The organism is Rhodococcoides navarretei (genome assembly GCF_038069675.1).
Classification (GTDB): Bacteria; Actinomycetota; Actinomycetes; order Mycobacteriales; family Mycobacteriaceae; genus Rhodococcoides; species Rhodococcoides navarretei.
Genome location: NZ_JBBPCN010000001.1, coordinates 583,770 through 609,082, shown reverse-complemented (window position 1 = coordinate 609,082; position 25,313 = coordinate 583,770). Strand labels below are relative to the sequence as shown.

General features: G+C 65.4%; 20 protein-coding genes, 1 tRNA gene and 1 pseudogene. 7 read left to right on the top strand and 15 right to left on the bottom strand.

Annotation, left to right across the window (positions count from 1 at the left end; genetic code table 11):
- Positions 1-35 precede the first annotated feature (35 nt).
- The 3 genes from AABD04_RS02965 to AABD04_RS02955 form a co-directional block, all read right to left on the bottom strand.
- Positions 36-593 carry a dihydrofolate reductase family protein gene (locus AABD04_RS02965; protein WP_341440183.1) on the bottom strand — a complete coding sequence of 186 codons (558 nt, stop codon included), beginning with the start codon at positions 591-593 and terminating at the stop codon, positions 36-38.
- Positions 594-723: 130 nt separating this feature from the next.
- Positions 724-1,815 carry a spore photoproduct lyase family protein gene (locus tag AABD04_RS02960; RefSeq protein ID WP_341440182.1) on the bottom strand — a complete coding sequence of 364 codons (1,092 nt, stop codon included), beginning with the start codon at positions 1,813-1,815 and terminating at the stop codon, positions 724-726.
- Between the two features lie 46 nt (positions 1,816-1,861).
- Positions 1,862-4,378 carry a putative bifunctional diguanylate cyclase/phosphodiesterase gene (locus tag AABD04_RS02955; RefSeq protein ID WP_341440181.1) on the bottom strand — a complete coding sequence of 839 codons (2,517 nt, stop codon included), beginning with the start codon at positions 4,376-4,378 and terminating at the stop codon, positions 1,862-1,864.
- An 819-nt stretch (positions 4,379-5,197) separates the two neighbouring features.
- Between AABD04_RS02955 and AABD04_RS02950 the strand changes: the two genes are divergently transcribed.
- The 4 genes from AABD04_RS02950 to AABD04_RS02935 are packed head-to-tail and all read left to right on the top strand — an operon-like array spanning position 5,198 to position 9,195.
- Positions 5,198-6,295 carry a DNA alkylation repair protein gene (locus AABD04_RS02950; protein ID WP_341440180.1) on the top strand — a complete coding sequence of 366 codons (1,098 nt, stop codon included), beginning with the start codon at positions 5,198-5,200 and terminating at the stop codon, positions 6,293-6,295.
- 58 nt (positions 6,296-6,353) lie between these two features.
- Positions 6,354-7,445: a LolA family protein gene (locus AABD04_RS02945; protein ID WP_341440179.1), complete on the top strand. Its 1,092-nt coding sequence runs from the start codon at positions 6,354-6,356 to the stop codon at positions 7,443-7,445.
- On the top strand, positions 7,442-8,386 hold the full coding sequence (locus AABD04_RS02940; RefSeq protein WP_341440178.1) for an ABC transporter ATP-binding protein: 945 nt from the start codon (positions 7,442-7,444) through the stop codon (positions 8,384-8,386). The genes AABD04_RS02945 and AABD04_RS02940 overlap by 4 nt, the downstream gene beginning before the upstream one ends.
- Positions 8,383-9,195, top strand: coding sequence for an ABC transporter permease (locus tag AABD04_RS02935; RefSeq protein WP_243596991.1), 813 nt, complete (start codon positions 8,383-8,385; stop codon positions 9,193-9,195). Before AABD04_RS02940 ends, AABD04_RS02935 begins: the two co-directional genes overlap by 4 nt.
- Here the strand turns inward: AABD04_RS02935 and AABD04_RS02930 are convergent.
- From AABD04_RS02930 to AABD04_RS02900, 8 genes and pseudogenes are all read right to left on the bottom strand, one after another.
- Positions 9,185-9,994 carry an esterase/lipase family protein gene (locus AABD04_RS02930; protein WP_341440176.1) on the bottom strand — a complete coding sequence of 270 codons (810 nt, stop codon included), beginning with the start codon at positions 9,992-9,994 and terminating at the stop codon, positions 9,185-9,187. The two genes, AABD04_RS02935 and AABD04_RS02930, sit on opposite strands and share 11 nt — an antisense overlap.
- A 21-nt stretch (positions 9,995-10,015) precedes the next feature.
- Entirely contained in the window at positions 10,016-11,065 is a 1,050-nt protein-coding gene (locus AABD04_RS02925) for a zinc-binding dehydrogenase (protein ID WP_341440175.1), read from the bottom strand.
- Between the two features lie 103 nt (positions 11,066-11,168).
- Positions 11,169-11,244 (bottom strand) — tRNA-Thr (locus AABD04_RS02920).
- 84 nt (positions 11,245-11,328) lie between these two features.
- Positions 11,329-12,465 carry a DNA polymerase III subunit delta' gene (locus AABD04_RS02915; RefSeq protein WP_423228203.1) on the bottom strand — a complete coding sequence of 379 codons (1,137 nt, stop codon included), beginning with the start codon at positions 12,463-12,465 and terminating at the stop codon, positions 11,329-11,331.
- Positions 12,462-12,500 (bottom strand): annotated as a pseudogene (locus tag AABD04_RS25130) (hypothetical protein). The gene AABD04_RS02915 and the pseudogene AABD04_RS25130 overlap by 4 nt, the downstream one beginning before the upstream one ends.
- 117 nt (positions 12,501-12,617) lie before the next feature.
- Positions 12,618-15,611 carry a type I DNA topoisomerase gene (gene topA, locus AABD04_RS02910; RefSeq protein WP_341440173.1) on the bottom strand — a complete coding sequence of 998 codons (2,994 nt, stop codon included), beginning with the start codon at positions 15,609-15,611 and terminating at the stop codon, positions 12,618-12,620.
- Positions 15,612-15,720: 109 nt separating this feature from the next.
- A complete protein-coding gene (locus AABD04_RS02905; RefSeq protein WP_243596995.1) occupies positions 15,721-16,308 on the bottom strand; it encodes a hypothetical protein in 588 nt (195 codons plus the stop codon).
- Between the two features lie 148 nt (positions 16,309-16,456).
- Positions 16,457-16,660, bottom strand: a complete 204-nt coding sequence (locus tag AABD04_RS02900; protein WP_005248460.1) for a cold-shock protein — start codon at positions 16,658-16,660, stop codon at positions 16,457-16,459.
- Positions 16,661-17,060: 400 nt separating this feature from the next.
- Between AABD04_RS02900 and AABD04_RS02895 the strand changes: the two genes are divergently transcribed.
- Positions 17,061-19,430 carry a DEAD/DEAH box helicase gene (locus AABD04_RS02895; protein WP_341440172.1) on the top strand — a complete coding sequence of 790 codons (2,370 nt, stop codon included), beginning with the start codon at positions 17,061-17,063 and terminating at the stop codon, positions 19,428-19,430.
- A gap of 8 nt (positions 19,431-19,438) precedes the next feature.
- Here AABD04_RS02895 and AABD04_RS02890 read toward each other — a convergent pair whose 3' ends face one another.
- Positions 19,439-20,233 carry a CPBP family intramembrane glutamic endopeptidase gene (locus AABD04_RS02890; RefSeq protein ID WP_341440171.1) on the bottom strand — a complete coding sequence of 265 codons (795 nt, stop codon included), beginning with the start codon at positions 20,231-20,233 and terminating at the stop codon, positions 19,439-19,441.
- A gap of 284 nt (positions 20,234-20,517) precedes the next feature.
- Positions 20,518-21,294, bottom strand: a complete 777-nt coding sequence (locus AABD04_RS02885) for a FadR/GntR family transcriptional regulator (protein WP_341440170.1) — start codon at positions 21,292-21,294, stop codon at positions 20,518-20,520.
- Positions 21,295-21,406: 112 nt separating this feature from the next.
- Here AABD04_RS02885 and AABD04_RS02880 point away from each other — a divergent pair, with 112 nt between their 5' ends.
- Together AABD04_RS02880 and AABD04_RS02875 are read left to right on the top strand one after the other, a co-directional pair.
- Entirely contained in the window at positions 21,407-23,101 is a 1,695-nt protein-coding gene (locus AABD04_RS02880; protein ID WP_341440169.1) for an L-lactate permease, read from the top strand.
- A 51-nt stretch (positions 23,102-23,152) separates the two neighbouring features.
- Positions 23,153-24,415, top strand: a complete 1,263-nt coding sequence (locus AABD04_RS02875) for an alpha-hydroxy acid oxidase (protein WP_341440168.1) — start codon at positions 23,153-23,155, stop codon at positions 24,413-24,415.
- A 186-nt stretch (positions 24,416-24,601) separates the two neighbouring features.
- On the opposite strand, the gene AABD04_RS02870 is transcribed toward AABD04_RS02875, so the two are convergent.
- Positions 24,602-24,949: an Rv3654c family TadE-like protein gene (locus AABD04_RS02870; protein ID WP_341440167.1), complete on the bottom strand. Its 348-nt coding sequence runs from the start codon at positions 24,947-24,949 to the stop codon at positions 24,602-24,604.
- Complete coding sequence (locus tag AABD04_RS02865; protein WP_341440166.1) at positions 24,946-25,257, bottom strand: TadE family type IV pilus minor pilin; 312 nt, start codon at positions 25,255-25,257, stop codon at positions 24,946-24,948. Before AABD04_RS02865 ends, AABD04_RS02870 begins: the two co-directional genes overlap by 4 nt.
- Positions 25,258-25,313 lie beyond the last annotated feature (56 nt).

Genomic DNA, 25,313 nt, shown 5'->3' with positions numbered 1-25,313 from the left:
TCATTGTGCGCTGCGCTCGATGCACCGGGCCGAAGTCAGCGAGAAACGCTGTAGCGCAGATAGACCCACCCGGAGGCCGCGAACACTCGGTGCTCATCCAGAACCAGGTCGAGGTGCTGCCCGACAGGAAAGTAGGGCTTGCCACCGCCCAGAATCGTCGGCAGGAGAATGACCTCGTACTGATCGATCTCATCGACGAGCGACTCGGCCAGGGCGGCCCCTCCGACGGCCAACGTGCCCGCGGTTTCCCGCTTGAGACGCTGCACCTCCGCGACGGCATCGACACTGCGCACCAACCGGCAGCCGTCGGCCACCGAGTCGAGAGTGTCGGAGAAGATGATCCGCGGAGTGTCCACGTACAGCCGGGCGAACTCCGCTTCGACGTCGTCGCCGTCGGCGCGTGCCGGGTCTGTCCAGTAGTCCTCCATCGCCTCGTACAGTCGACGCCCGAACAGGAAGGCGGCGGTTGACTCCGTCTGCCGATTGGAGAATCGATGTGACTCCTCGTCCGGCATGGAGAAGTCGAGACTGCCGGCGGAATCTTCGATGAAGCCGTCGAGAGAAACGTGCATGTTGTAGGTCAGAATGGCCATGTCACTCCTGAGGTCGGGTGGGTTCGACAGTATGGACTTCGACGGCCCCCGCAATTCACCGGCCGGCGGGTCAGTCCAGAATGGCCGTCGCCTCGACCTCGACAAGGACGGCGGGGGAGATCGGCCTTCGTCAGGTCCAGTACAGAAGTTGCGCTTCGGGTAGGACGGATTCGAGTTCTTCCACGAACCACGTCCGCATTTCCGACATGGTCACCTTCGGGTAGACGTACTTCACGCCGCCGAACTTGTTTCTCTTTGCTGCGCGGGCACTTTCGTCCATCTCGAGCTTCGTGCCCGGGTACCAGCTCAACAGCACGTCCTTGCTCGACGACGTGAACCGATGAGTGATGATCTCGGCGGTCAGGTCCAGATCGGGAACGCCGCGCAGCGCGTCGGCGACGGTCGAGAGAAGCCGCCCGTACTGCTCGCGCCACTCCGGAATGGGCATGATCGGAGCGATGGTCAGCCCGATTCGATATCCGGCGAGCGCCAACTGTCTCAGCGCCTCGATCCGAGCAGGCATCCTCGCGGTTCCACCCTCGAATCGATGGGCGATGTCATCGGCGTTGACCGACAGACGAACTCGAGTGCGTCGTCCGTGATCCAACGTCGCCAACTCCGTGACGTCGTCGAACTTGGTCGTGAAGCGTAACGACACGCCATCGCCGTACTCGCCCGCCCCAACTCTGCGCACTGCCTCGGCGAGGGATCCGGTCACGTGTTCGATACCCAATGGATCTGTGTAGCAGGACAACTCGAACGTGGTTCCCTCGTGGCCCCGCTCTTCGGTGCCGGAGGTAATGGTGCCACGGCCTGCATGGGTACCGATTCCGGCCAGGACGTCGTCGAGGTTGGCAAACACCCGGGTGATGGGCGGCCCGGACAACGACCCCGCCAGATAGCAGTACTGACAGTGGGCAGGGCAACCTTTTGCCAGGTCGATGCGCCAGTCAGCGCTCGGCGGAATCGGTTGCGGTTTCAGCACACTCGGTGGTGCGACCACCACAGCCATTGTCGTCTTGGCTCGCGCGTAGGTCTCTCGCTCGGTCTCGCCGCGTAGCCCGGTCAGACGGTCGCCCGGCAGCACATCGATGTCGGTCACACCCGCCGCTTCGCACCGGCGAACGATCTCCGCGGTGTGGGGAAGCTCGAACGCAGATCGCGTGATCAGGACGCGCGACGGCGTCCACAATCGAGTGGGGGCAGAGAGAGCATCGTCCATTACCCATGCTCAACGCCCTTCCGTCGTGAATCCTTCCCGTCCGATGCTATGAGACCCAGCTGTTCGACGGAATCTCGTCCGGTCTACCCAACAGATAGCCCTGCCCTTGAACAGAACTCGGCAGGGCGTCGAGTTGGGCGAGGGTCTCGATCCCTTCGACCACACATCCCAGCTGCAGGTCTCGGGCGAGATTGATGATCGCCCGAACGATGCTGTTGCTCGTCTCGTCGCTGGTCATCGTGGCGGTGAACGAGCGGTCGATCTTCACTGCGCTCACCGGCAGCGTGGCCAGGTACCGCAGGCTCGCGAATCCGGTGCCGAAGTCGTCGATGGCGATGCCGACACCCAATGCACGCAGTTCGCCGAGCTGACGCAGCAACGAGGACCCGGACTCGAGCAGCACCGACTCGGTGAGCTCGAGAACGAGGTCCGCCGGAACCATTCCGTGCCGCCCCAGAGCCGCGCTCACCACCGCAGCCATATCCATGTGTTGAGCCTGCCGGGCACTGACGTTGACGGCCATCGTGACGGGGATGTCCGATTCCGAACCGGGCGGGTTCGCCGCACGCCACCGCACCAGAGCGCCCAGCGCGTCGTCCAGCACCCGCTCCCCGAGCTCGGCGATGAGTCCGGTGTCCTCGGCCACGGGAATGAATCGGTCCGGTGTAATTCCAGCGCCGTCGTCGTCGCGTAGTCGCGCGAGTGCCTCGAAGCTCGTGAGCGCTCTCCTGCCGAGGTCGTAAACCGGCTGATAGGCAACGGTCAGTGTTGCACCACCGCGGTGTTCGAGATCGAGGGCACCCCGCAAGGTCTGTTCGATGTAGGCACGCTCGAGGGCGTTCGCGCGTAGCGCGTCGTCGAACAATTCGATCCGGTCCTTACCGAGCTGCTTGGCTCGGTACATGGCGGAGTCCGCGTCCCGCAGCACTTCCTGCGCGCTGGCACCCTTGCGAACCAGCACCATGCCCACGCTGGCCGACACCACATACTGGCTGCCCTGGTACACGATCGGAGCTGCGAGAACCGTTCGGATGCGCTCGGCGACGCGCTCTGCCAAGCCGGCACCCGCAAGCCTGTCGGAACCACGTTCGGCGGGCAGCGCATCGACGACGAGAACGAACTCGTCGCCGCCGACCCGGGCGATCGAGTCGTTGGCTCGCAGCACCGACCGCAGACGTCGAGCAACCTCGACGAGAACTGCGTCACCGGCAGCATGACCTCCGGTGTCGTTGACGCGTTTGAATCCGTCCAGATCGCAGAACAGCACTGCTGCAGCAGCGCCGGTGGTCTCACCGCGCTCGATCGCCGAGCCGATCCGGTCCAGCAGCAGCATCCGATTGGGCAGCCCGGTCAACGGATCCTGCAGAGCTGCCCGCTCGAGCGCCAGCTCTGCCTCGACGACGTCGGTCACCTCTCGCACCACCGAGAGCACCTCCGCAACCTCCCCAGACGGTTCCCGTCGAAACGGAGTTGTGCGTCGCGACAGCCACCGCAACGAACCGTCGGCAGCTCGCGCCCGATAGCGGATCGTGATGCTCTCCCCCTCGGGCAGCGACGCCGCGTGCCGGTCCGCGGCTCGGACGACGCCGATGTCCTCCGCCACCGCACCGTCCAGATGATCCTCGGGGTCGTCGAGGTCGTCGGAGCGACCGAGCCGGTGCCTCGGTGAAAGCCCGTCGACTTGCCCCTCCCCGAGCTGCCCGTCCAACAGCGACCGCAGGCTTCGAGAAGCCCACGTCACCTGGCCGGTGCCCACATCGGTGATGGTCGTGATGTCCGGCGACGCGGTCAAGACCGCGTCGCGAAACGCGCGCGCCTGCTCGAGCTCGGTCCTCGCCTCACGCTCGGCTGTGACGTCCTCGGAGAGCACCATCGCTCCCACGATCATGCCTGAACTGTCACGCAGCGCCCTGGCCTTGACCTGGAAGATCGCTCCCGTTCGGGGGCTGACGGTATCGAAAGAAGACTCTTCGCCCGCGAGGGCCGACCGATAATGAGGCTCGAGGCGGGCGTACGCCTCCGGCGAGACGGTGTCACGCAGCAGTTGGCCCTCCATCCGATGTGGGTCGTAGCCCTCCGCTACCAGGTCAGCCCCCTCGACGAGCACAAATCGCAAGTCGGGATCCACGACGAAGACCGTGGTGTGCGGCAGGTTCGCCGCCAATTGTCGGTACCGTGCCTCGCTGGCATCGTCGAACATGGAGGGCGAGCCGATCAACGGGCCGTAGAAGCGGCGCATCCCCAGGTAGATCACGCCGGCGAGAGCCGTCGACGCCGTCACCGCGACGTCGAGGCCGTCGCCCATCGTCTCCCGCATCGCGTCGAGCATCCCCACGCCGGAATCGAGATGCGATGTATGGCTGTCGAACCCCGACAACAGATGTACTGCATGGATGAGGTGGTGCGCAGAGCAGGTCAGAAAGATCGCCGCCGTTGCCACCGCCAGGCGGTTGTTCCGTAGCTGCCCGGTCCGCATCAGTCCCCGGACGATGAACAGCACGATCCCCAGATACGCCGTAGCGGTGATCCCGTTGAGGATCACCACCCACACCCAGCCACTCACAGCGCGTCCTCACCGAATCGACATCGAAGACACGCACTGCGGTTCCACTCGGTACACGAGACGGGCATGACGCGACCCCCCAGGGTTGTAGCCCAGTGCGTCGCGGGGCCGACCGGGATCGGAGTAGATACTCGCCCCACCGAAAACCGGAGTCGACCAGCGTGTCCGCGCACTGATGATCTGCGAAGATTATCCCAATTCGAATCCTTCCGTCGCCATTGGAACAGTGGGACAGCAGGGTGTCGGTCCGGTGATCTCACCGTCCTGCGCAACCTGCTGTCGAGCGGCGGGCCAAGTCCGCGCTCGGCGGAATCGGTTGAGGTTCGAGCACACTCGGCGGCGCAACCACCACGGCCATCGTCGTCTTGGCGCGGGCGTAGGTCTCGCCTCGTAACCCGGTCAGACGGTCGCAAGCACGTCGATGTCGGTCACACCGAGCTGATCCACGAAAGCAGGCCTCGTCGACGCGTCGACGAGGCCTGCTATACGGGTGTCGCTCAGGAAGCGGAACCGGACGAAAGAAGCTGCAGGATCGGGATGTCGGAGATCGTGCTGCCAGTGCTGCTGCCGGTCGAGAGCAGGCTGGAAATGAAGGAAGAGATGTCCATGAAATTTCTCCGTACGCCGAGGGGGATACCACGACGCGGGGATTGAGCCCCGCGACCGAGAGTATGTATATCGGATACAAACGACCCATGTGAAGGTTTTTGCCGAACCGAACCTTTCGCGACCCCGCTGCGAGCATCTGCCAAGGGCAGACGCGCCGCTATTCGGGCAATCGACCTACTCGGCGCGCAGCGCGTCGGGTAAGAAGCTCTCATGCCTTTCGCCGACGAACTCATCGGCCCGGATGCAGCCCGCACGTTGTTGCGGACCATCCGGACCGCCGCACCGAAAGCAGATCTGTCCGTACTCGAAGGAACGGTCGATCAGTTGGGACCGCTCGCGCTGCGAGCCCGCGCCGATCTACTGCGCGATGCCCTTCTCACGGGATTACCCGGCGACTACGCGGAGTTCGCTCGCACCATCCGACGGGCCGCCGAGGATCCGGACGTGCAGGGCTGGTCGATCTGGCCGGTCACGAGCGCCGTGGCATCGAAGGCCGTGGGCGAGCAGACATCCGCCGCGTTCGACGACGGGATGTCGCTGCTGGCCGAACTCACCGGCCGACTCACCTCCGAGTTCGCCATCCGCACTTTTCTGCGAGCCGATGCGGATCGGGCGCTCGAGATCGCGCTCGAATGGACGCAGTCATCGGACGAGCACGTGCGTCGTCTGGCGTCGGAAGGTACCCGCCCGTACCTGCCGTGGTCGGTGCGCGTCCCTGTGATTCTTGCGCGGCCGGGCGTCACGGTGCCGATCCTGGATGAGCTCTACCGGGACGACAGTGACTACGTTCGGCGTTCTGTGGCCAACCACCTCAACGACTTCAGCCGAGACGTTCCGGATCTGGTCGTCCGATCCGCTGAGCGGTGGCTCGACGCGCCGGACGCGAACACCGACCGGCTTGTGCGACATGCGCTTCGGACGGTGATCAAGAACGGACACCGTGACGCACTTGCGCTACTCGGGTTCGCTCCGGCCGACTTGGACGTGGACGGCCCCACCCTCGACGTTGCGGAGCTACGGATCGGCGACAGCGTGCACTTCGAAGCCTCGATCCGCAACGTCGGCACCGAGCCGGCCAAGGTCGCGATCGACTACATCGTTCACCACACCAAAGCCAACGGCGCGATGACAGGCAAGACGTTCAAGCTGACGACGAGAACGATCGCGCCCGGTGAGACCATCGACGTTGCGCGGCAACACTCGTTTCGGACGTTGACCACGCGGAAGTACTACCCCGGCCCGCACTCGATCGAACTCCAGATCAACGGTGTGAGTTACGGTTTCGTGGAGTTCGTGCTCGTCGGCTAGCCGCGGGCTTTGTACCGCCCACATGCAGCACAACAGGTACGTCCGTACGGTCGAAGAGGTGCACAAGAAGTGGCGGTGGCTGGCGGTGATGCTCGGCGTCGCCGTGCTCGTCGCCACGCCCTCGGTGATCGAGCGCCTGCCTGTCGGCGCGTCGGACATCGGTGCGGCCGAACTGCTCTCTCGCGTCCAGTCCTCCACCGCGACCCCGTATTCGGGTTACGCCCAAGCGGTCGGCGGTGTCACTCTGCCGGTCACCGACGGACTCGGCGGCCTACCGGATCTGCTGGGCGACACCACGACCCTGCGCGCCTGGTATCGAAGCCCGGACAGCTGGCGCATCGACACCGTGCGCCTCGCCGGAGAGCGCGGTCTCTACCGGAGCCCGGCGCGACTGTGGAGTTGGGACTACGAACAGAACACGGCCGTGGTGACCCCGGTCCCCGAGCCGAGTCTGCGCCTGCCTCGCCAAGCCGATTTGCTACCTCCGGAGCTCGGGCAGCGGTTGCTCAGCGAGGCGACCGCCGATGAGGTCACCCGGCTGCCGACTCGTCGGATTGCCGGCCTGGACGCCCCCGGTCTCCGGCTGATCCCCGGCGAGCCGCAGAGCACCATCACCGAGGTCGACGTGTGGGCCGACCCGGAGACCGGCCTGCCGCTGCAGGTCGACGTGCTGGGCGACGGGGCCGCTCGCCCAATCGTCAGCACCGCGTTCCTCGACTTCTCCTCCGCCACCCCCGACGCCGCTACCGTCCGTTTCGTCCCGCCGCCGGGTACCGATGTGCAGCAGCAGGACGGTCTCGACGTCGCCTCGTTCGCCGACCGGATCGACTCCGCCCGTCTCCCGTCGACCCTGTCCGGACTCGAATCGAGGGACCGCAGCGACCAAGGGGCCGTGGGAATCTACGGCCGCGGAGTGACCGACTTGATCGTCGCTCCGCTGCCGCGCCGCGCCGCGCGCGGACTCGTCGAGCAATTGCGGGCTGCCCCGGGCGCAGTCGTCGACGGCGGCAGCGTCGCACTGTCGATCGGTCCGCTCAACGTCCTGATCACCGAGCCCACCGGCGACCGGCGTCGCTACCTGCTCTCCGGCACCGTCACCGCGGAAACCCTGGTCACCGCCGCCCAGCAGCTCGAAGGAGCAGCCACATGATCCGCACGACCGGTCTGACCAAGAGCTACGGATCGGTGCGGGCCGTCGACGGCGTCGACCTGGACGTGCGCGCCGGCGACATCTACGGCTTCGTCGGTGCCAACGGCTCCGGCAAGACGACGACCGTGCGGATGCTGCTCGGGCTCGTCCTGGCCACCTCCGGGCAGATGCAGGTACTCGACGAGGAGATGCCGCAGCGACGCAGGAGCGTGCTGCCGCGGGTCGGCGCGCTGATCGAGAACCCCGCCGCCTACCCCAACCTCTCCGGACGCCGGAACCTCACCCTGCTCGACGCCGCCGGGCCGGGTGGTTCCCGTCGCAGCCGGACCGCCCGCGTCGGCGAGGCCCTCGAACAGGTGGGCCTCGGCGGAGTGGGACGCAGGCCGGTCAAGCAGTACTCGCTCGGCATGCGGCAGCGCCTCGGCTTGGCGGCGGCACTGATGCGCACGCCTGAGCTACTGATCCTCGACGAGCCGACCAACGGTCTCGATCCACAGGGAATTCTGGAGATTCGAGAGTTGCTCCTCGGCCTGCATGCGAAGGGCACCACGGTGTTCCTCTCCAGCCACCTGCTGGCCGAGGTGGAGCAACTGTGCGACCGAGTGGGAGTGCTCGATCGGGGTCGCCTCGTTCTGCAGGATCAGCTCTCCGCGTTCCAGCAGCCCACCGGGCGGGTGCTCGTGCGCACCCCCGACCCGGCCGACGCGGTGACGGTGCTCTCCGGAGTCCAGAACGCCACCGTGATTCAGCGTGAATGGCAGCAGCTCGTGATCGAACACCCGGATGCTGCCGTGCTCAATCGACTGCTCGTCGAAGGCGGGGTGCGGGTGAGTGAGCTGACGACGCAGCAGATGAGTCTGGAGCAATCCGTGCTGGCCGTCACCGGTGCCAGTGCCGACCGCGTTCCGGCGCGCTCCATGACGGCCGGGGTGACCGCATGATCGGCGTCGAGCTGCGCGCGATGCTGAGCCGCCCCCGCACGTGGGTCGTCATACTGCTGCTCAATCTGCTGCCCACCATCGTCGCGGGCCTGCTGGCCCTCACCGATGTCGGTCCGCGGCCCGGTGAAGGCCCCGCCTTCCTTTCTGCGGTGCTCACCAACGGCCAGCTCTTCCCGCTCGCCGCGCTCGCGATCGTGCTGCCACTGTTTCTGCCCGTAGCGGTGTCGGTCATCGCAGGCGACGCCGTCGCCGGGGAGGCCCAGGCCGGCACGCTGCGCTACCTGCTCGCCCGCCCGGTGGGACGGACGAAGCTGCTGGTGGCGAAGCTGATCTCGGTGGCCGCCTTCGTGCTTCTGGCCGTGGTCATCGTTGCTGCTGTCGCATACTTCGTCGGCACGACGCTGTTCGACACCACGACGTTGGCAGGCGTCTCCAGCGTGTCCGGCACGGTGCTGACCGATCAGCAGGTCGCCGCGCGCACCGTCATCGCCGTGCTCTACGTGACGCTGTCCATGCTCGGAGTCGCCGCCATGGGCCTGTTTCTGTCGACCTTGACCGACTCTCCGCTCGCCGCGACGCTGGGCGCATTGGCGTTCCTCATCGCCAGCTCGCTGCTGCTGACGCTGGACGCCGCCGACGCCATCGCGCCGTATCTTCCGACGCGGTACTGGCTGGCCTTCGTCGATCTCTTCCGCGACCCGGTGCCGACGCGGGACCTAATGCGCGGCGTCGGTCTACAGGGCGTCTACGTCGTTGTGCTCCTGGGTGCGGCGTGGGCGAACTTCACGACCAAGGACATCACGAGCTGAGACGGCTGCAGTCAGCTGTGCCGAGCTCGACGGTGGAGTCGCCGTCCAACTGGGCCGAGACCATCGCGCCGACGAGAGGATCGCGGGGCAGATTTCCGTGGTCGACGGTGGAGTCCGCACACACGCTCTGCACCGGGATGTCGATGGCCCCGTCGAGGCTGGCCGACGACGGCGGGGTCACCACCTGATCCAGTTCGGTCCAGATCGACACCCACTGCGGGCCCTCGGGCGTCTCGTCGCCGGAGTTCAGGGCAGTGAGTACGGAGCTGTCCGGGGCGAGCTGTTGGCACGCGTCCGCGCACTGGTCGGGCACGAACTGGGCCGCCAGAGCCGCCACCTGGGTGCCGTGGTGCGGGGAGCCGAGGGTCACGATGCGTCGGGCCTGCTCGGAACCGCCCAGATCGGCAGCCCAGATCCGGGCGACGACCCCGCCGGCGGAATACCCGACGACGTCGACCGAGGTCGCTCCCGTCCGAGTCAGAGCCGCGTCGACGGCGTCGCGCAGGGTGCCCGCCTGCACGGTCAGGTCGCCGACGCCGCCGTCGGGCAGCGCAACGACGGTCGCATCGCGGCCGTCATCCCGTAGTTCCGCCGCGAGCACGTCCAACGACTCCGTGGAACCGCCGAACCCGGGGATCAGCAGCACCGGGCCGGGCACGGACTGGTCGACGCTCGCGACGGGGTCGCTCGTGGGGCGCGTGACGACGAAAGCAGCCACGGCCGCGACGATTCCGACCAGGAGGAGAGCGAGTACAGCGAACACGAGACGACGGCGAGCCGGGGCGAGGGAGGCGAACACTCCATCCAGTGTGCCTGGAGATCACGCCTGATCGAGGACCACCGGAGGAACGAGCACGAACTTTCCGACGTGGTCCTTCTCCAGGAAGCGTTGCTGCGCCGCCGCGATCTGCTCGAGCGGAAACGACTCGGCCAGCAACGGACGAATCTCACCGGCTTCGATGTAGGACACGAGGTTCGGAAACACGTCCTCGTCCCACGCTGTGCAGCCGAGGAGTGTCAGATCGTTCAGGTACATGGTTCGTAGATCCAGCTCGACGAGGGGTCCTGCGATCGCGCCGGAGGAGACGTACGTTCCCCCACGAACGAGAAGGTCGAGCAGGGGACCGAAACCGTCGCCGGCAACGTTGTCGATCACCACATCGACGCTGCGCGTGCCGAGGGTGCCCACCAAATCTGCGTCGCGCCCGTAGATCTCGTCGACGCCGAGTTCGCGGAGTTGGTCGTGCTTGGCGCGGCTCGCGACGCCGATCACGCGCGCACCGCGTCGGACGGCGAGTTGCACTGCAGCAGAACCGACTCCGCCCGAGGCACCGGTGATGAGCACCGTCGACCCTGGGCGCACTCCCGCGCGAGCGATCATGTTCTCCGCAGTGCCGTACGCACACGGAATGGTCGCCAGCTCGGCGTCGGTCCAGTCACAATCGACCACGAAGATCTCGCTCGCCGGAACGACGACGAACTGGGCGAACGCGCCGTCCATATCCGAACCCAACCACCGCGTCTCGCCCGACGAAGAGCCGTCGACACGCATGCACGATCGAACCAGGGCACGGCGACCGATGATGGATTCCTCGGTCCCGGGACTCGCGCAGACGACCCCGCAGCAGTCCGTGCCCTGAATCAGCGGAAAGGGCGTCGCATCGTTCCACCCGCCGTCGGAGTACCAGCCCACGCGCGTGTTGATTTCGGTGTTGTTCATCCCTGCCGCCAGAACTCGAACGAGCACCTCACCCGGACCCGGCACTGGCGTGGGCACCTCGGACACGACGAGTGTGTCGTAGCCACCGTTGCCGGTGGTGACGATTGCCGTCATCAGGTCACGAGTGCTGTGCACCTCATCAGTTCGCATGAACTGATTTTGCAGGAACGACGCGGCGAACAGGTCGATTCGGCGCTGGCTCGCGCTACCGAAAAGGCCCCCGACACACTGTTGCATGTCAGGGTCCTGCTGGTGGAGCCGCCTAAGAGAATCGAACTCTTGACCTTTTCATTACGAGTGAAATGCTCTACCGACTGAGCTAAGGCGGCGTGCCTTTCGGCGTTGGTGAGTCTAACGGAGGAGCCCGTCGAAACTAAAATCGCCCTCCCCCGAGCCTCGATGCGGGCCTGCGACTAGCGCAGGACGTCACCCAGCGTCGCCACCATCGCATAGATCGCAAACTTCGGCTTTGCGTTGACCGCCAACGACTCTCGACATTCGAGGATCGCCTCGATGCTCTTCAGCAGCGCCTCGGGCGACACCGCTTGTGCCATGCGCTCGACTTGCTCGGCCATGTCGGGGTGCGTCGCGGTCGCGGTCGATCCGTACGAGCGCGCGAGGGCATCTCGATACAGTCCGACCAGATCCATCAGCGCGCGATCGAGTGAATCGCGACCGGTTCTGGTGGCACGCGACTTCTGCCGCTTCTCGAGATCCTTGAGCACCCCGGCGGAGCCACGCAGCGCGCCCGCCGCACCCTTGCCGGTACCGCCTGCGCCCAGAGCAGTCCGCAGCTCCTCGGTTTCGGCCTCGTCGCGGGAGGCACTCATCTCCTTGGCCTCGTCCTCGGCGGCCTTCACCAGCTCCTCCGCCGCGAGGTACGCCTGGTTGGGGCGGGCCGCAGCCGACGCCAGCGCCAGTGCCCGTTTACGCCGCGCTCGCGCGTCCTCGTCGGTGGCGAGTCGACGCGCCCTGCCCACGTGGCCGCCGCTGATCGACGCGGCCCACTCGGCGGTCTCGGCGTCGAGCTTGTCGCGGGTCTGCAGCACTTGGGCGATTGCCGGCACCGTGGGCGTCACCAGCGAGACGTGACGGCACCGCGAGCGCAGAGTCACCGAGATGTCCTGCGGATCGACCGACGGCGCGCACAACAGGAATACCGTCCGCGCGGGCGGCTCCTCGACGACCTTGAGCAGTACGTTTCCGGCACCTTCGGTGAGCCGGTCGGCGTCCTCGACCACGACCACCTGCCACAACCCGGTGCTGGGTCGACGCGAGGCGATGGAGACGATGTCTCGCATCTCCTTGGTGCTGATGCTCAATCCCTCGGGCACGACGCGTCGCACATCCCCGTGGGTACCGGCCATGGTCGTCGAGCAGGCCTGACACTGCCCGCACCCCGGAACACCCTCGGTGGTGCACTGCAATGCTGCCGCGAAACACAGGGCGGCGATGGAACGACCGGACCCGGGCGGGCCGGTGAACAGCCACGAATGCGTCATCGCCGACGAGTCGACGCCGGTGCGAGCAGCCACCGCTGCGGCCGTCAGATCGGCCTCGACATCTTCCTGACCGACCAATCGATCGAACACACCCGCCATGCACGCAACCCTAGTGGTTGGGTGCGACAACCCGAACCCGCGAACTCGAAGTTACGGACGCGTTCGGCACGAAAAGCGTCCACAACTTCGAGCTCGACGGGCTATTCGCTGTCGGTCTTCTTCGCCGGAGCCTTCTTGGCAGGAGTCTTCTTCGCGGCAGTGGTCTTGGTGGCCGTCTTCTTGGCCGCGGCTTTCTTCGCCGGAGCCTTCTTCGCTGCGGCCTTCTTGGCCGGAGCCTTCTTGGCAGCAGCCTTCTTCGCCGGTGCCTTCTTCTTCACCGGTCCACGAGCACGCCTGTCCGCCAACAACTCCGACGCACGATCGTCGGTGATCGACTCGACCTCGTCGTCCTTGCGCAGACTCGCGTTGGTCTCACCATCGGTGACGTACGGCCCGAAGCGACCGTCCTTGATCACCATCGGCTTCTCACTGACCGGGTCGACGCCCAGCTCACGCAGCGGCGGCTTGGCCTCACCCTGACGACCCCGACGCTTGGGCTCGGCGTAGATCTTGAGCGCCTCTTCCAGCGTGACGGTGAACATCTGATCCTCGTCGGCGAGCGAGCGAGAATCGGTGCCCTTCTTCAGGTACGGGCCGTAGCGACCGTTCTGCGCGAGAATCTCTTCCTTGGACTCCGGATCGACTCCGACGACGCGCGGCAGCGACAGCAGCTTGAGCGCATCCTCGAGTGTGATGGTCGCCAGGTCCATGGACTTGAGCAGAGAACCGGTGCGCGGCTTGGGGCCGGTCGCCTTCTTCGCAGCCGCCTTCTTGGCCGGAGCCTTCTTGGCCGCGGCCTTCTTCACCGCAGTCTTGACGCCACCGCCGCCGTCACCGTCGTTACCGGACGGCACCGGGACGATGTCGGGCTCGGGGGGCGTGGGTTCGGGTTCCGGCTCGGGCAGGATCTCGGTGACGTACGGCCCGAAACGACCTTCCTTGGCCACGATGTCGTGACCGGTCAACGGGTCGACACCGAGCTTGCGTCCCTCTTGCGGTGTGGCGAAGAGCTTTTCGGCGAAGTCGATCGTCAACTCGTCCGGCGGGAGATCGTCGGGCAGGTTGGCGCGCTGGCTGATGAGATCCCCGTCGGGATCGTCGTCGTTCTTCACCATGCGCTCGAGATAAGGACCGTAACGGCCTACGCGCACATGGATTTCGCGACCCTCGGAGTCGTCGAACAGGCGAATGGAGTTGATGGTGCGCGCATCGATCTCTTCGAGATTCTGGCCGACCATCTTCTTCAGGCCACCGGAGCGGGCCACAGACCCTTCGGCACCGGTCTCGCCGCCGAAGTAGAAGCTCTGCAACCAATTGCCGCGTCGCTCACGGCCTCCCGCGATGGCGTCGAGGTCGTCCTCCATACCTGCGGTGAAGTCGAAGTCCACCAGACGCCCGAAGTGCGCCTCCAACAACGCAACCACCGAGAACGCCACCCACGACGGCACCAGTGCGCTGCCTCGCTTGTAGACGTACCCGCGGTCGAGAATGGTCTTGATGATCGACGAATACGTGGACGGCCGACCGATGCCCAGTTCCTCGAGCGTCTTGATGAGCGACGCCTCGGTGAAACGCGCGGGCGGGTTGGTGGTGTGACCGTCGGGATCGAGCTGAGTTGCGGTGACGGCCTGACCCTGAACCAGTGCGGGCAAACGAGATTCGGCGTCGTCGGACTGTCCGCCGGCCTGATCGTCGACGCTCTCCACGTACGCCTTGAGGAAGCCGGCGAACGTGATGGTGCGACCCGACGCCGAGAAGGTGCACTCCTCACCGGTTCCTGCAGTTCCGGTGATGCGCAATGTCAGCGTGGTGCCGCGAACGTCGGCCATCTGCGATGCGACCGTGCGCTGCCAGATCAGCTCGTAGAGCCTGAATTCGTCGGTCTGCAGAGCCGAGTGCAACTGACCGGGCGTCTGGAAGACGTCACCGGACGGGCGGATCGCCTCGTGGGCCTCCTGCGCGTTCTTGACCTTGCGGGTGTACTGACGCGGCGACGGATGGACGTACTCCGGTCCGTAGAGCTCGGTCGCCTGGGTGCGTGCCGCCGAGATCGCCGACGCGGACAGCGTCGTCGAGTCGGTACGCATGTAGGTGATGTAGCCGTTCTCGTACAGTCGCTGGGCGACACGCATGGTGCGCTCGGAACTGAAGCGCAGCTTGCGGGCGGCTTCCTGCTGCAGCGTCGACGTCATGAACGGCGGGTACGGCTTACGCGTGTAGGGCTTGTCCTCGGCGGACGCGACCGTCAGATCGACGCCTTCGAGAGCCTCGGCGAGGCGTCGGGCACGGGGTTCGTCGAGGACGGTCACCGCGTCGGACTTGAGCTTGCCGTCGGCCCCGAAGTCGCGGCCGGCGGCGACGCGATTGCCGTCGACATTGACCAGACGGGCACCGAAACTGCGCGGCGTGGCGTCGGCTCCGGCGTCGAGCGTGGCGGAGATATCCCAGTACTCGGCACTGCGGAACGCCATCCGCTCGCGTTCACGCTGGACGACGATGCGCGTGGCGACCGACTGCACTCGGCCTGCCGAGAGCTTCGGCATGACCTTCTTCCACAGCACCGGGCTGACCTCGTAGCCGTAGAGACGGTCGAGGATACGACGGGTCTCCTGGGCATCGACGAGGTCTTGGTCCAGGTCGCGGGTGTCGGCCGCAGCAGCGAGGATGGCCGGCTTGGTGATCTCGTGGAACACCATGCGTCGAACGGGGATCTTGGGGTTCAGGGTCTCGAGGAGATGCCAGGCGATGGCCTCACCCTCGCGGTCGGGGTCAGTGGCGAGATAGAGCTCGTCGGCGTCCTTGAGCAGGCTCTTGAGCTCTGCGACCTTGCTCTTCTTCTCGGGCGAGACGACGTAGAGGGCCTCGAAATCGTGGTCGACGTCCACGCCGAGACGCGCCCAGGACTCACCCTTGTACTTGGCGGGGACGTCCGCGGCACCGCGGGGAAGGTCGCGAATATGGCCGACGGAGGCCTCGACGACGTAGTTGCTCCCGAGGTACGGGGCGATCTTCTTTGCCTTGGTCGGAGACTCGACGATGACCAGACGACGTGGCTCGGCGGAGCTGTCCCCCGTGCCGTTGTTACGTGCTGCCACCTTGCTGCCGAACCTTCCCTAGTGCGTTTTCACAGGCAGATTTGCCTGTCCCACTACTAACAGACTGACATACGTCGGCCAAATACTCGCAGATCAGTCACAGATCGTCCTACTCGGCGTGGGGCCAATTGGTACGCGCGTCCACGTTCTGTGGAGCCTCCCCGACGTTCTCGGTGAGGCGCAACAGCCGCCGTCGACCGGTGATTCGCAGGCCCGGATTGGAGCCGCGAGTGCCGATGAGCGTCGGAGCAATGCCCGCGCGCATCAACGACTGAGCGAGGACGGAGTGAGTCTCCGGCGCGTGCGGATCGAGGCCCAACACGTAGCGTTCGCCCTCCGCCTCGGGACGACCCGACGCGAGCACCCAGGCGCGCAATTCGCGCGAACCCGGTACCCACCCGGGCGGGACGGCCTTGACCGCGCCCTTGGTCCACAGAGACGCCAATGCGGACAGTTCGGGCACCGACGCCGTACGCACCAGTGGCCTGTCCTCTTCCGATCGACCGAGCTCCGGCGTCAGACCGCATTGCTCGATGAGTTCGGCGATGGCATCCGCGCGCCACTGCGCGTCGACCACGACGGAAATTCGGGCCGCACCCGCGGAGGTGACGACATGGCCGGTGGCAGCCAGCAGCCCACTGAGATCGGTCACCGCGGGCGGCAACGACTCGGCGGAGAAGAACGACAGCTGGTTCACAGCATGGACATTAGGACATCGACGCCCGCGCTCACGGCTTTCGGCACACCCCGGTGGTTCGCGGAAACGAAACATCCCCCTTTCCCATCGGTCCTGAAAGACCGATGGGAAAGGGGGATGACGGTTCTCGACTCCGAAAAGAAGAGAATCAGACTGCGCGAACGCCCGTTGCCTGAGGACCCTTGGTGCCCTGACCGACCTCGAACTCGACGCGCTGGTTCTCCTCGAGGGTGCGGAAGCCGCTGCCCTGAATCTCGGAGTAATGGACGAAGACGTCAGCGGAGCCGTCTTCTGGTGCGATGAATCCAAAGCCCTTTTCGGCGTTGAACCACTTCACAGTTCCCTGAGCCATGCTTTTCCTTCTCTTTCTAACACCGGATTCGATGGAGCGCACTTTCGGTCCATCGGGCCGGTTCCGACCGCTGCACTTTCTACGAATCCCCCTCAGGATTCCCCCTGACGGACGAGCTCTTCCAGTACCGCGCCCGCAACGATAGATCCTGCGAGCGTAGAACGAACACAGAAGCTGCGACCGGGACAAGTGAACCATGAGTTCAGCGTTCGCAACAGTCGAAAGTCGACCCTTTTCGAACAATTTGTCCGTGTTGTCGAAACGGACAACGTCCGACGGGCGAACAGCCCCTGCCACCAGGGCACGAAGGAACCCAGTAGGGTCCGCGATAGCATGAAGATCCCAGGTCGCGAAGAGCCCGACGGCACTTGTAGATCGAACGAATGCATGGAGACCGGCAGTGAGCGAGACACATCCGCACGGCAGTGCGGATGTCGGGAGTTACGGGCAGCGGTTGCTCGATCGAGTGTTGGCTGGATCGCCCGCGAGCGAAAGCCCGTTGACCCACGTCGCCGAACTGCCGGCACGGGCCTCGCAGTTCGCCTCCTGGCCGTCGTGGGTGGGCCCGGAAGTGGTGCAGGTGATCACCTCTCGTGGGATCTCACAACCGTGGACGCATCAGGCACAGGCGGCAACACTCGCGGCCGAAGGCAATCATGTGGTGCTCTCGACGAGCACCGCTTCGGGTAAATCGCTGGCGTATCAACTGCCGATTCTGACGACACTGTCCACCGATGCCCGGGCAACCGCACTGTATCTGGCCCCCACCAAGGCCCTCGGTGCCGATCAGCTACGCACCACGATCTCGATCACCGACGAGTTACGTTCGGTGTCAGACGAACTCGCCGAGGTGTTCCCCAGCGCGTACGACGGCGACACCCCGATCGAGATACGTCGGTGGGCCCGCGCCAATGCGCGGTGGATCTTCACCAATCCCGACATGCTGCATCTCGGCATCCTCGGCTCGCACGAGCGGTGGTCACGCTTCCTCCGCAATCTCCGATACGTCGTGGTGGACGAATGCCATTACTACCGTGGCGTTTTCGGATCCAACGTGGCCTTGGTGCTGCGTCGGTTGCGACGTCTGTGCGCACGGTACGGAGCATCCCCGGTATTCGTGCTCGCCAGTGCGACGACGTCCGAACCGGGGCGAGCAGCCAGTCGACTCATCGGAGCGCCCTGCGAGGAGATCACCGAAGACGGATCCCCGCACGGGGCCCGCACCGTCGCACTGTGGGAACCACCGCTGCAGAAAGAGATCACCGGCGAAAACGGCGCTCCGGTAAGGAAGTCCGCCGGCGCGGAAGCGTCGCGCATCATGGCCGACCTACTGGTGGAGGGTGCCCGAACTCTGGCATTCGTGCGGTCCAGGCGCGGAGCCGAGGTGACCGCGCTGGGTACCCAGAGAATTCTCGCCGACGTCGATCCGCAATTGGTACGACGCGTCGCCGCCTATCGCGCAGGGTACTTGGCCGAGGACCGACGCAAGCTCGAATCCGATCTGTCCGACGGCACCCTACTCGGCGTCGCCACCACCAATGCGCTCGAACTGGGTGTCGACATCGCCGGTTTGGACGCCGTGATCGTGGCGGGTTTCCCCGGTACCGTCGCGTCGTTCTGGCAGCAGGGTGGCCGGGCCGGACGACGCGGGGAGGGCTCGCTGCTGGTGCTCGTGGCGCGCGACGATCCCCTCGATACGTATCTGGTGCACCACCCGGCTGCGCTGCTGGACAAGCCCGTCGAGGCGACCGTCACCGATCCCACCAACCCGTACATCCTGGCTCCGCAATTGCTCTGCGCTGCAGTCGAACTGCCGATCACGCTGGCCGAGGCCGAGGGTTTGAGCGCGGAATCGGTACTCGAAGAGCTCGAGCTGAAGGGCTACGTGCGTAAGCGTCCGCACGGCTGGTTCATCACGCCCGAGGGCCAGCAACTCTCACCGCACGGCGCGGTGAACATTCGCGGCGGAACCGGTGTGCAGGTGGCCATCGTCGACGGCGAGTCGGGCCGCATGCTGGGCACAGTCGACGGGGGTCGAGCTCCTGCCACCGCCCACCCGGGCGCCGTCCACATCCACCAGGGCGAGTCGTTCGTCGTCGACGAACTCGATCTCGATGCCGGTCTCGCGCTGGTCCACGCGGAGCAGCCCGAGTGGAACACCTCGGCCCGCGAGGTCACCGACATCGCGATCACGGCGGTGCACGAATCCGTCGATTACGGCGAGGTGCGCGTCGCACTGGTACAGGTCAACGTCACCCATCAGGTAGTCGGATATCTCCGGCGTCTGCTCTCGGGCGAGGTTCTCGACTCCATCGAACTCGACATGCCCGCGCAGACCCTCGACACTCGAGCCGTCATGTATACGATCACACCGGAGTTGTTGGAGCACAGCGGTGTTCCGTACGAACGATTCCCCGGATCGCTGCACGCGGCAGAACACGCTGCCATCGGATTGCTCCCTCTGGTGGCGACCTGCGATCGCTGGGACATCGGCGGAGTCTCGACGGCCTTGCATCCCGATACGGGCCTGCCCACGGTCTTCGTCTACGACGGATACGACGGCGGAGCGGGATTCGCCGATCGCGGTCACGTGGCCATCGCCGATTGGCTCACGGCCACGAAAGACGCCATCGTCTCGTGCGAATGCCAGACCGGCTGCCCGTCCTGTGTGCAATCACCCAAGTGCGGAAACGGCAATGATCCACTGGACAAAGACGGTGCTGTTCGAGTGTTGACTGCGGTACTGGCGGCCATCACTCGCGAGGGGTGAGCCAGGATTCATTGCACAACCGCGCGTTCACGTTTGACGATGACCACAGCAGCCGCGGCTGTTGCAATGACGACGAGCAGAAGCGCAGGCAGGCTCAGGTCGTGCAGTACCCCGTCGCCGAAGTCTCCGTCGAGGAACACCGAGAAGTCCCACAGTCCGTGGAAGAACATCGCGACGACGATCAGCCCGAACCCGCGCCGGAACAGGTAGAGAACGAAGCCACTGAACGTCGCCAGCACAACCTGGAAGATGCCGGACGGTCCCTGTCCCATGAAGATGTTCGGAATGTGGAACAGACCGAATGCGACCGCTGTCCACAGCGCGCACCAGGCCTCCGGCCGCCCGCCGCTTCGCATGCTGCGCAAAAAGATTCCACGGAACAGCACCTCCTCGGCGAATCCGACGAGCACCGCCGTCAGCGCCACGGCCACGAGCAGGTCTGCGCCGATCACCGCCCAGTCGACGGCGATCAGCCGCGGGACGATGGCAAGACCGAACAGAATCGGCGGCACCCAGAGAACTACCGACATGGGCAGCCGCACCGAGTCCCGCCAGATCGAGTCCCATCGCACCCAGAAGAGAAACGCGACGAGAAGTACCGATCCCACCGCCAATGGAATGACCGCGGTTCGGTAGACATTGTCGGTAGTGGCGAACCAGTCGCCGTAGTCGATCCCCGAGGTGAATTGCATGCCCGCAACGACGATGATGTAGGCAATCACGACGGCGATTCCGACGAGCGGAGTCGGCGCGATGCGGTGCGCACGGACCCCCTGCGTCGATTTTCCATGCACAGCGTTCATGGCGTTCTCGCACCTTTCGAGAAAACTGTCGGGTCAGGCAGCCACGAAGACGCGGACGCCTCTTGTGTCCACGATGACGCCGGCCGGTCCGCTGCCACTAGTTACTTTGGTCCTCATTTCGGATTCGTCGGTAGACCCTTGGGCCGATCGCACCCCCGGGCGAATGCACGGCTCGGCACGACAACCGTCGTGGCGCAGCTCGACCCGGTGGATACACCGATCCCGAAACAGCCTGTGCGCGTGCAACCCGATGAGTATCCAGGGAAGGTGTCACCGCCGATGGGTCACGACGGGTCCGTCTTGTTGCGAATGGACAGTGCCGCAGCGGACGATCGGATGTGTTCTTCGGCCGCCGTCATTGCGAGCTCCGCATCACCGGCTTCGACGGCGGCCAGAATTTGCCGATGTTCGGCATTCAGCGTGTCTGCCAACGAGTCCCAATCCTCGATCTCCAACAACGCAGCGAGGATGGGCGCACGCATCGATTCTCGGATTGCCGCGGTGAGCGACGCAACGAAGTCATTACCCGAGGCCTCGGCCAACGCGATGTGAAAGTTCGTGTCGGCGTCGTTGAAGACCTCTCGGGTGACACCCCGCGCTGCCATGATGTCCACCGCGTTCCTGGCCTGCTCGAGCTTCTCCTGATCAGGCGCGACCGCAGCAAGGTGAACACTTGCCCGCTCGAGAGCCACTCGGGTGCTGATCAAGTCGTCGATCCGAAAGTTGGCGAGCGCTACGTGCAGGCGAAGGAGACGAGTGAGCGCCGGCCGCGGCAGAGCCGCAACGAAGGTGCCGGCCCCTGGCCCCGATCCCGGTGACGAGCGCAGAATTCCGCTGCTCTCGAGGACGCGTACCGCTTCCCGGACCCCGGCCCGGCTGACGTCGAGCTGAGCTGCGAATTCCCGCTCGGGCGGCAGCGGATCGCCGACCCGGAGATCACCTGCCATGATCCGCTCCTCGATCGCGTCGATGACCAGCTCGTGCGCGCGGGCGCGTCGGACCGGCTTCCACGAAAGCGGTTCGTTCTGCGCCCGTCCAGCGTCGTCAGCCATATCGGTCATCCAACCAGAAGAAGGTTTGTGGCCTCAGCCTCTTGACCCCATCGAGTGTGATCCATAGCATTCGTCATGTGGTCAGACCTCACACACCTTGAAGGTCTTGGATGGAGCAGCTGTGTACACACCCGATCTCGAACCGCTCGCGGGCAGCATCGGATTGTCCGCCGCGGTGGCGTGTCTACCGCTGCTGACGGTCTTCGTCGCGTTGGGCATTCTTCGATGGAAAGCCCACTTCGCCGGCCTGGCCGGGCTCGCCGTCGCGTTGGCCGTCGCGATCTTCGCCTACGACATGCCGGTGAACCTGGCCGGGCTGTCTGCCACCCAAGGCTTCGTCTTCGGGTTGTTCCCGATCGTGTGGATCGTGATCTGCGCGATCTGGTTGTACGAGTTGACCGTGGCGAGCGGGCGATTCGACGATCTACGCCGCATCATCGACGCCATCTCCGACGATCCGCGCATCCAGGCCATCATCATCGCGTTCGGCTTCGGTGGACTACTCGAAGCCCTCGCCGGATTCGGTGCCCCCGTCGCCATCACGGGCGTCATGCTCCTGGCCATCGGTTTTGCTCCGATGCGCGCAGCCGTCGTCGTACTGCTCGCCAACACAGCTCCGGTTGCGTTCGGAGCCATCGGCATTCCGATCCTCACCGCGGGCAACCTGACGGGCATCGATTACCACGAGATCGGCGCGTACGTGGGCCACCAGACCCCGTTCATCGCCCTGTTCGTACCACTGTTCATCGCGTTCCTCACCGATGGTCGACGCGGTGTCGCACAGACGTGGCCGGTCGCCGTGGCCGTCGGTGTCGTGTTCGCCATTGCCCAGTGGGTCAGTGCAACCTGGATCTCGGTCGAGCTGACCGACATCATCGCCTCGCTGGCAGGCATCGCTGCCGCAGTGGTCGTCCTGCGGTTCTGGAAGCCGGCCGGATCCGACGAAGCCCGTGAGCGCATCCTCTTGGACCGAGACGCCAATCTCGATTCGGGCAGTTCGGGCAGTTCGGGCCCCGCTCCGATCACACCTGCACCCGTCGCCACTCGCACCCTGGAGGCCACGCCCCTGACGACGCAGCGCGTGTGGCTTGCACTGTTTCCCTATTTACTGATCATCGCGGTGTTCTGCGTGGCCAAACTCTGGTCGCCGGTCACCAGGTTCCTGGCGTCGACCGACATCGCGGTTCCGTGGCCCGGCCTCGACGGCAACATCCTCACCGCGGCGGGCTCACCTGCCACCACCACCATCTACAAGTTCACATGGCTGTCGACACCGGGAACATTGCTGCTGATCTGTGGCGTCATCGTCGCTGCCGTCTATCGCGTCAGCGCTCCCGACGCCGTCCGCCTGTTCGGAAGCACCCTGATCAAACTTCGATTCTCCGCACTCACGGTCGGCGCGGTCCTTGCACTTGCCTACGTGATGAACCAGTCGGGGCAAACCATCACCATCGGTACCTGGATTGCCGGCACCGGCGCATTCTTCGCCTACCTCTCCCCGATCCTCGGGTGGCTGGGCACTGCAGTCACCGGTTCGGACACCAGCGCGAACGCACTGTTCGCGACGCTGCAGCAGACCGCGGCGATCAACGCCGGCATCGACCCCACCCTGCTGGTCGCCGCCAACACCTCGGGTGGTGTGGTGGGCAAGATGATCAGCCCGCAGAATCTCGCCATCGCCGCGTCCGCGGTGGGGTTGGTGGGGCGAGAGTCCGAGATATTCCGCAAAGTCATCTGGTGGAGCCTCGGCCTACTGCTTGCCATCTGCCTCCTGGTCGGACTGCAGAGCTCGGTACTGGCCTGGATGCTTCCCTGACCCGTCGTTGTCAACATTCACCGAAACACTGCACAGAATCGAGACCATGACATGCCCATCACCCGGCAGATGCCCAAAGCTACCGACCTGCGCGAGGTCCTCTCGTTCAAGAAGCCCGATCTGAATCTGCGTCGGCGACGCCTCAACGCCGCACTCACCATCGACGATCTCCGCACCATCGCCCGTCGACGCACCCCGCGCGCGGCATTCGACTACACCGACGGTGCCGCCGACGCCGAGATCTCGCTGTCGCGGGCTCGTCAGGCTTTCCGCGACGTCGAATTCCACCCCTCGATCCTGCGCGACGTCTCCCACGTCGACACCTCGACGACGGTGTTCGGCGGGCCCTCCGCGCTGCCGTTCGGCATCGCACCGACAGGGTTCACCCGCCTGATGCAGACCGAGGGTGAGTACGCCGGGTCTGCCGCAGCCGGAGCGGCCGGCATTCCCTTCTGCCTCTCGACCCTGGGCACCACGTCGATCGAGGACGTCAAGGCCACCAATCCGAACGGTCGCAACTGGTTCCAGCTCTACGTCATGCGCAACCGCGACATCTCGTTCGCGTTGGTCGAACGCGCCGCCAAGGCAGGCTTCGACACACTCCTGTTCACGGTCGACACACCGGTAGCCGGGTCACGCCTGCGCGACAAGCGCAACGGCTTCTCCATCCCGCCGCAGTTGACCGCGTCGACGATCGCCAACGCCATTCCGCGCCCCTGGTGGTGGTGGGACTTCCTCACCACGGCCAAACTAGAGTTCGCGTCGCTGTCGTCCACCGGAGGCACGGTCGGAGAACTACTCAACTCGGCGATGGACCCGTCCATCTCGTTCGAGGATCTCGACGTGATCCGGGAGATCTGGCCCGGCAAGCTGGTCGTCAAAGGTGTTCAGTCGGTGGCAGATTCGGCCCGTCTCGCCGAACTGGGAGTCGACGGGATCATTCTGTCCAATCACGGGGGCCGACAACTCGATCGCGCTCCGGTCCCGTTCCATCTGCTGCCTCAGGTGGTGAGCGAAGTCGGCTCCGATTTCGAGGTAGCCGTCGACACCGGCATCATGCACGGTGCCGATATCGTCGCCTCCATCGCGATGGGTGCATCGTTCACGCTCGTCGGCCGGGCGTATCTGTACGGCCTGATGGCCGGAGGTCGCGCCGGCGTCGATCGGATGATCGAGATACTGCGCGAGGAGATCGTGCGCACTATGCAACTGCTGCAGGTCAATTCACTTGCGGAACTCACCCCGGAGCACGTCACTCAACTCACTAGATTCGCTCCCCTGCAGTCCGGGTCCCGCATGCTCACGCCACGCTGACCGCTGCTGGCGAGCCGTCGAGGGCGGGGTTCGAGGCCGGGGTTCGAGGCTTGGGTTCGAGGCAAACGCGCGCGCATTCGCTGAACGCACGCGAAATCGTCGGCCAGACGGGACGATTTCGCGCGCACCTGGCAAACGCGCGCGCGTTTGCGATTCTGGCGGGCGGGCCGGCGGACGGGCTGTCCCTCACCCCGGCCCCGCCCGCGCCGAGGCGATGGCGTCGGACATTCCGAAGCGTCCGAGGAACACCGGTTGACCCACCGTCACGATCACGTCCCACTCGTCGATCGTGCACTCCCGCAGTTCCGTGCCCATCCGCCCCGCCAACCCCCGCGCCGTCTCACACGCATCGGACGCCCCACGATCGAGAGCCCCTGCCCCGGCCAGCGCCGCGAGATCGGCCGCCGACTGCGCCTGATGACGAGCACCTACCGCCGAGCCGACGTGAATCACCATCACCACCACCGCAATCAACGCCGACATCGCCAGCGCCGCCAACACCGTCGCGCCGCCCTCGTCGTCCTGCATTCTCATTCGGGCGCAACCGGTTCCGCAGCAGCAACCGCCTCCGCAGACAACGTCAATCCCGGCAGCGGACTCGCCACCTCCACCCGCGCGACGAAGAACTCCCCATCCTCGGTCACCGTGACCCGAGCACCGTCCGGCGCAACCCTCTCCCCCATCAACACAGCCTGGGCCGTATCACCCCTGGCCGCCAATCGAGCTGCCTCCCTGGCCGCATCGACACAACCGATGTGCATCGTCACCGACACGATCGCACCAATACACACCACGATCACCGCGACGATGGACGCGATCGCGAACGCCGCCTCCACCGTCACGGCACCGTCGTCTGATCCTCGTCCGCAAGCGAACGAGAGTCCGTCATCGCCCAAGC

Bases quoted from the DNA above. Each gene is read 5' to 3' on its own strand.
- AABD04_RS02965 (WP_341440183.1), bottom strand. From the start codon at position 593: ATGGCCATTCTGACCTACAACATGCACGTTTCTCTCGACGGCTTCATC.
- AABD04_RS02960 (WP_341440182.1), bottom strand. From the start codon at position 1,815: ATGGACGATGCTCTCTCTGCCCCCACTCGATTGTGGACGCCGTCGCGC.
- AABD04_RS02950 (WP_341440180.1), top strand. From the start codon at position 5,198: ATGCCTTTCGCCGACGAACTCATCGGCCCGGATGCAGCCCGCACGTTG.
- AABD04_RS02940 (WP_341440178.1), top strand. From the start codon at position 7,442: ATGATCCGCACGACCGGTCTGACCAAGAGCTACGGATCGGTGCGGGCC.
- AABD04_RS02935 (WP_243596991.1), top strand. From the start codon at position 8,383: ATGATCGGCGTCGAGCTGCGCGCGATGCTGAGCCGCCCCCGCACGTGG.
- AABD04_RS02925 (WP_341440175.1), bottom strand. From the start codon at position 11,065: ATGCGAACTGATGAGGTGCACAGCACTCGTGACCTGATGACGGCAATC.
- AABD04_RS02900 (WP_005248460.1), bottom strand. From the start codon at position 16,660: ATGGCTCAGGGAACTGTGAAGTGGTTCAACGCCGAAAAGGGCTTTGGA.
- AABD04_RS02890 (WP_341440171.1), bottom strand. From the start codon at position 20,233: ATGAACGCTGTGCATGGAAAATCGACGCAGGGGGTCCGTGCGCACCGC.
- AABD04_RS02885 (WP_341440170.1), bottom strand. From the start codon at position 21,294: ATGACCGATATGGCTGACGACGCTGGACGGGCGCAGAACGAACCGCTT.
- AABD04_RS02875 (WP_341440168.1), top strand. From the start codon at position 23,153: ATGCCCATCACCCGGCAGATGCCCAAAGCTACCGACCTGCGCGAGGTC.
- AABD04_RS02870 (WP_341440167.1), bottom strand. From the start codon at position 24,949: ATGAGAATGCAGGACGACGAGGGCGGCGCGACGGTGTTGGCGGCGCTG.